The organism is Streptomyces sp. NPDC002044, from assembly GCF_040296725.1.
GTDB lineage: Bacteria > Actinomycetota > Actinomycetes > Streptomycetales > Streptomycetaceae > Streptomyces > Streptomyces antarcticus.
The window spans coordinates 75,388-81,450 of sequence record NZ_JBEOXU010000011.1; the positions used below are offsets into that span (position 1 = coordinate 75,388).

A 6,063-nucleotide genomic window follows, 5' to 3' on the forward strand; every position below is an offset into this window, starting at 1 on the left:
ACCGGCGGCGGGCGCCGAAGGCCGGCAGCCCGTACGCGGGACAGGGGGCGCACTGTCAGTACGGCCGGATCAAGGCGGACGACCCGGACCCGGTATCGGTGACGTACTTCGACGAGCCGAAGCTCATCGTGGACACGGGCATCGCGCACGGCCGTCTCGGCGAGGCGGCGATCGCCGAACCGTTGATCGCGGATGCGCTGGGGCGCGAGGGCCCGGCGAACCAGCGGGGTCGGGCGTTCCACGCCTGCCGGCCGCGGCTGCCTTCGAGGCTCGTCTGCGAGCGACGTTTCCCCCCGCCGGGTCAGCGAACCCCTTCGTCCATCAGGACGTAGAGGAGGCCGACCAGGGAGCCGCTGCTGACGATCTCGCGGCGGTCGATCATGCCCCGGATGTTCGACAGCGGGATCCACTCGACCCGGTCCGATTCGTTCTTCTCGGTCGGCGGCCCGTCGTACGTGGCGCCGTCCGCGCGGAACAGGTGGTGCTGGGAGTCCGTGATGCCGTTCGCCGGTTCGGCGTAGATCAGCGGCCGCATCGGGCCCGGACGCCAGCCGGTCTCTTCGAGGACTTCACGGGCGGCAGCCTCGCCGGGGGTCTCGTCCGCTTCCACCAGGCCCATGGGCAGTTCCCAGGCCCATGCGTCCGTGATGAAGCGGTGGCGCCACATCATCAGGACCTCGTGGCGGTCGTTGACGACAGCGGCCACGGCCAGGTGGCGGAGCTTGACGACGTGGTGTTCCCAGCGGTGGCCGTCCGGCGTTTCGATGTCGGTGAGCCACAGGTTCACCCACTTGTTTTCGTAGATCGGACGTTCCCCGTGGATTTTCCACTGCATCGCTGCGGCCCCTCTGGATCGGCCTCCAGCATCGCAGAGCCAGCCTGAACGCCACCCCCGTTCAAGCCAATTCGCGTCCTAGTGACGAATATGGTGCGGGAGGCCCGGAGGGCTGAGGCGATGAGCCGCGCCCGCAGTGCCCCTGGAGGAACGCTGGGAACGGCCCTCGTCCGACAAGGCCCGACGCTCGTGATCGTCGGGCCCGTCGTGTGGGCCGCTAGACCCAGGTGTCCAGCCACATGCGGTGGCGCCAGGAGTCCATCGGGAGGGTCTGGCCCGTGTAGATGGGCCAGAAGTAGATGAAGTTCCACACGATCAGCAGGACCAGTACGCCCGCCCCGATCGCGCCCAGGGCCCGTCTGCGTTCCGACGAGCCCGCCGGGCCCAGCAGGGCGCCGATCATCATCGCCACCGCCAGGCACAGGTAGGGGACGAAGACCACCGAGTAGAAGAAGAAGATGGTCCGCTCCTGGTAGTTGAACCAGGGCAGCAGGCCCGCGCCCAGCGCGCACGCGATGGCGCCCGCCCGCCAGTCGCGGCGGAAGAACCACCGCCACAGCACGTACAGCAGCGCGAAGCAGCCCGCCCACCACAGCAGCGGGGTGCCCAGGGCCAGCACCTCGCGGGCGCACTTGCCCGCCTCCGTCGCCGGGCAGCCGTCGGTGCCGGGTTCGGGGGACTCGTAGAAGAAGGAGACGGGCCGGCCCAGGACCAGCCAGCTCCACGGGTTGGACTCGTAGGTGTGTCCCGAGGTCAGACCGACGTGGAACTTGTAGACCTCGGTCTCGTAGTGCCACAGGCTGCGCACCCACTCGGGCAGGAACGACAGGGAGCTGCCCTGGTCGTTCTTGGCGGCCCAGTCGCGCAGGTAGCCGCCCTTGCCGTTGTCCGGGCTGAAGATCCAGCCCGACCAGGAGGCCACGTACGTCGCCACCGCCACCGGCACCGTCGACACGAAGGCGGGCAGCGCGTCGCGCCGCAGCATCGAGGCGTACGGGGCGCCCGCGCCCGCGGTGCGGCGCGCGGCGGCGTCCCACAACACGGTCAGGACGCCGAAGAACGCCAGCGCGATGAAGCCGTTCCACTTCGTGCCCGCGGCCAGGCCCAGGCAGACGCCGGCCAGGACGCGGTACGGGCGCCAGCCCAGCCCCAGCGTCTCGGCGATCTTCATGTCGGGCCGGCCTCGGCCCTCCGCGTCCACCGGCAGCGCGTCGGCGAGTCTGGCCCGTGCCCGGTCCCGGTCGATGAGCAGCGCCCCGAACGCGGCCAGCACGAAGAACATCAGCACCAGGTCGAGCAGCGCGGTCCGGCTCATCACCAGGTGCAGGCCGTCCACCGCCAGCAGCGCGCCCGCCAGGCAGCCGAGGAACGTGGAGCGCAGGAGGCGGCGCCCGATCCGGCACAGCATCAGCACCGAGAGCGTGCCGAGGACGGCGGTCATGAACCGCCAGCCGAAGGGGGTGAGGCCGAACATCCACTCGCCGAGCCCGATGACCCACTTGCCGACCGGCGGGTGGACCACGTAGCCGGGATCGACGGGCAGCGGCACGCCGTCCGGGTTGGCGAGGATCGACTTGTCGATGTCCTTGGGCCAGCTGGCCTCGTAGCCCTGCTTGACCGTGGCCCAGGCGTCCTTGGCGTAGTACGTCTCGTCGAATATCACCGCCTTCGGGCTGCCCAGGTGCACGAACCGCAGCACCCCGGCGACCAGCGCCACCAGCAGCGGACCCGCCCACGAGACGATGCGCTGCCAGGTGCCCCACACCTCGGGCGGCAGCCCGAAGGTCGCCCACAGCTGCGCCGACGGTTTGGCGTACGGGGGCACCAGGCGGGTGCGGACGTCGGCGCGCGGCGCCGTCCCCGCCGGGGGCGCGTAGCCGAAACCGCGCAGGCGGCCCAGCCACGTGGGCGGCTCTTCTGCGCGTCCCGCGGGCGGGGCGGGCGGGGCCCCCGCGGGGCTGGGCGGCGGCGTCGCGGTACTGGTCACCGGGTCATCGTAGGGAACCGATCTGTGGGAGCCCCAGTCGCCGCGTGCCCGACGGGCGGGCCGGGCCCCCGTGGGCGGCCCGGCGGCGGGGCGGGGCGGGGCCTTCGGCGGGCCCGGGCGGCCGGAAGGACTGAGAGGATGGGCCGGTGACAGCTGACCAGCCCCGCGGTACCGAACCCGTCCACACGCCCGCCGGCCAGGCAGGCGTCCTCGTCCTCGCCGGGACCCCGATCGGCGACCTGGCGGACGCCCCGCCGCGTCTCGGCGCCGAGCTGGAGCGGGCGGACGTGATCGCCGCCGAGGACACCCGGCGGCTGCGCCGGCTGACGCAGGGGCTCGGGGTGCGCACCACCGGGCGCGTGCTCTCGTACTTCGAGGGCAACGAGTCGGCCCGTACCCCGGAGCTGGTCGAGGCACTGGAAGCGGGCAAGCGGGTGCTGCTGGTGACCGACGCGGGCATGCCCTCCGTCTCGGACCCCGGCTACCGGCTGGTCGCCGCCGCCGTGCTCAAGGACATCAGGGTCACCGCCGTGCCCGGGCCGTCCGCGGTGCTCACCGCGCTCGCGCTCTCCGGGCTGCCGGTGGACCGGTTCTGCTTCGAGGGCTTCCTGCCGCGCAAGGCGGGCGAGCGCCTGGGCCGGCTGCGCGAGGTCGAGGGCGAGCGGCGCACGCTCGTCTACTTCGAGGCCCCGCACCGGCTCGACGACACCCTCGCCGCCATGGCGGAGGTCTTCGGCGCGGACCGGCGGGCGGCCGTGTGCCGCGAGCTGACCAAGACGTACGAGGAGGTCAAGCGCGGCGGGCTCGGCGAGCTCGCGGCCTGGGCCGCCGAGGGCGTCCGCGGGGAGATCACCGTCGTCGTCGAGGGCGCCCCGGCGGCCGGACCCGGCGACGTGGACGCCGAGGAACTGGTGCGCAGGGTGCGGGTGCGCGAGGAGGCGGGGGAGCGGCGCAAGGAGGCCATCGCGGCCGTCGCGGCCGAGGCGGGGGTACCCAAGCGCGAGGTGTTCGACGCCGTGGTCGCGGCAAAGAATGAGGCTCGAAAGGTGCCCGCATCCGGTAAAGAGCTAACCTGAAAGGCAAAGCTCAGACCGCGCACCGGGCCCTTTGGGCATGAGTCGCCCAAGGACCGTCCAACACTCGACCGAGCCTGATGCGCTCCCGCCCGAAGAGGCGTCCACTGGCAATGGCACCAGTGGACAAGAGGAGCTGGCATGAGTGAGATCGCAGACACCCCGGTACCCGTCGCCGCCGCGGTACCCGGCACGGTTTCCGCACCCGCCCTGCAGACCGTGCACGAGGCGTACTCGTTCGCGTGCATGAGGTGCGGGTACGGCTGGGAGCAGGACTACGAGATAGAGCACCGCGTCGACGGCACGGGACGTCCGTTCATCACCTACACGGCCAACCGGGAGCGGGTCGCGTCCCCGCTGTCGAGCCCGACCTGCCTGAACTGCGGCGGGCACATCGTACGGATCATGCGGTCGGGCCAGGTCTCCTCCGTGCTCGGCATGCTCGACCAGCTCTACCACCACCCCGTCGCACCCGGCATCGCCGGACCCGTCCCGGCGGGCCAGAACGTACCGAGGGGCCCGAAGGCTCCCAGGACACCCAGGGCTCCGAAGCCCCGCAAGGCGTCCCGGCCGCACGACGCCCCGGGACCGGTCGCGGTCGGCGCCGCCGGGCAGCACCGGGGACCGCTGGCCCGGCTGATGGGGCTCTTGCGCCGGTCATAGGATCGGCCGTATGAGCACCGCTTCGAAGGACGCCCCGCCGCCGCTGCCCGAACCGCTGCGGGTGGCGGTGGCCGACTCGCACACCCACCTCGACATGCAGTCCGGCACCGTCGAGGAGGGCCTGGCCAAGGCGGCCTCGGTGGGCGTGACCACGGTCGTCCAGGTGGGCTGCGACGTGCAGGGCTCCCGCTGGGCCGCAGAGACCGCGGCCCGGTACGCGAACGTGCACGCGGCGGTGGCCCTTCACCCGAACGAAGCCCCCCGGATCGTCCACGGGGACCCAGGGGGCTGGTCGCGGCAGGGCGCCCGTTCCGGCGGCGGCGAGAGCGCGCTCGACGACGCGCTCGCCGAGATCGAGGCGCTCGCCGCGCTCGGCCACGTGAAGGCGGTCGGCGAGACCGGCCTCGACCACTTCCGGACCGGCCCGGAGGGGATGGCCGCGCAGGAGCGTTCCTTCCGCGCCCACATCGAGATCGCCAAGCGGCGGGGCAAGGCCCTGGTCATCCACGACCGGGACGCCCACGCCGACGTGCTGCGCGTCCTGCGCGAGGAGGGCGCGCCCGAACGGACCGTCTTCCACTGCTACTCGGGCGACGCCGAGATGGCCCGCGAGTGCGCGGCCGCCGGGTACTACATGTCCTTCGCCGGGACCGTCACCTTCAAGAACGCGGCGCCGCTGCGCGAAGCCCTCGCCGTGGCCCCGCTGGAGCTGGTGCTCGTCGAGACGGACGCCCCGTACCTGACCCCGGCGCCGTACCGCGGACGGCCCAACGCGCCCTATCTCATTCCGCTGACCGTACGGGCGATGGCCGCCGTCCGGGGCCTCGACGAGGACGCCATGGCCACCGCCCTGGCCGCCAACACGGCGCGGGCCTTCGCCTACTGACGCCCCGTCCGCCCCGTCCGCCCCGCCGGGTCGCGAAACGCCGCGCCGCCTCGCCGGACCGCGCCGCGCCCGAGACGCCCTCCCGCCGCGACACTGTGTAATCGAACGGCTTTGTTGTGTGACGGATCCTCCGCTAAGGTGCCGTGCCCGAACCAGCGGGGGCCGGACCAGTGGAGCGAGCGTCGTGAGCGATACGCAGGGCAGTCACCGCCGTGGCGGTCCCGTGCCGGAGGCGTACGAGGACGAGCCCCCGGGCCCGCCGCCCGCCCCGTGGGACCCGGCCGGAGCGGAGCCCCCGGCCGCCCCGGCGGGCCGCCGCCGGGGCCGCGGCCGCGAAGCCCCGGCCGCCGCCGTGTCCATCCCCGCCCCCGCCGGCGAGCCGGGCACGGGCCGCCGCCGCGGGACCGGGGAGCCGCCCGCCGCCGCGGCGGCCGCCCCGTACGGCTCCGGCAGACGCCGGGGCACCGCCGCCGAGGCCGCCGGGCCGGGAACCCTGCCCGCGCCCGCCGGACCCGGCCGGCGCCGGGGCGGGGGGGCCGCCGCCCCCCCCGCGGGGTTCGGGTCGGGGGGCCCCCCGGGGGGGGACCACACTGTAGGGCAATCCCCCGAGGGCGGCCCA

Annotated in this window: 5 protein-coding genes and 2 pseudogenes; 5 read left to right on the forward strand and 2 right to left on the reverse strand. The window is 73.7% G+C overall.

Annotated features, from left to right (window positions below; all coding sequences use genetic code 11):
• Positions 1-47: 47 nt before the first annotated feature.
• A pseudogene (locus ABT106_RS05265) lies at positions 48-245 on the forward strand (hypothetical protein); the annotation flags it as partial.
• Between the two features lie 56 nt (positions 246-301).
• Here the strand turns inward: ABT106_RS05265 and ABT106_RS05270 are convergent.
• Both ABT106_RS05270 and ABT106_RS05275 read right to left on the reverse strand, forming a co-directional pair.
• Positions 302-835, reverse strand: a complete 534-nt coding sequence (locus tag ABT106_RS05270) for an NUDIX hydrolase (protein WP_351272556.1) — start codon at positions 833-835, stop codon at positions 302-304.
• A 217-nt stretch (positions 836-1,052) separates the two neighbouring features.
• A complete protein-coding gene (locus ABT106_RS05275; protein ID WP_502979218.1) occupies positions 1,053-2,822 on the reverse strand; it encodes a dolichyl-phosphate-mannose--protein mannosyltransferase in 1,770 nt (589 codons plus the stop codon).
• 146 nt (positions 2,823-2,968) lie between these two features.
• Here ABT106_RS05275 and rsmI point away from each other — a divergent pair, with 146 nt between their 5' ends.
• From rsmI to ABT106_RS05295, 4 genes and pseudogenes are all read left to right on the forward strand, one after another.
• Positions 2,969-3,898 carry a 16S rRNA (cytidine(1402)-2'-O)-methyltransferase gene (gene rsmI / locus ABT106_RS05280; RefSeq protein WP_351272563.1) on the forward strand — a complete coding sequence of 310 codons (930 nt, stop codon included), beginning with the start codon at positions 2,969-2,971 and terminating at the stop codon, positions 3,896-3,898.
• Positions 3,899-4,036: 138 nt separating this feature from the next.
• Positions 4,037-4,558, forward strand: a complete 522-nt coding sequence (locus tag ABT106_RS05285; RefSeq protein WP_351272565.1) for a hypothetical protein — start codon at positions 4,037-4,039, stop codon at positions 4,556-4,558.
• Between the two features lie 10 nt (positions 4,559-4,568).
• A complete protein-coding gene (locus ABT106_RS05290) occupies positions 4,569-5,444 on the forward strand; it encodes a TatD family hydrolase (RefSeq protein ID WP_351272568.1) in 876 nt (291 codons plus the stop codon).
• A 184-nt stretch (positions 5,445-5,628) separates the two neighbouring features.
• Positions 5,629-6,063, forward strand: a pseudogene (locus ABT106_RS05295) (hypothetical protein); the annotation flags it as partial.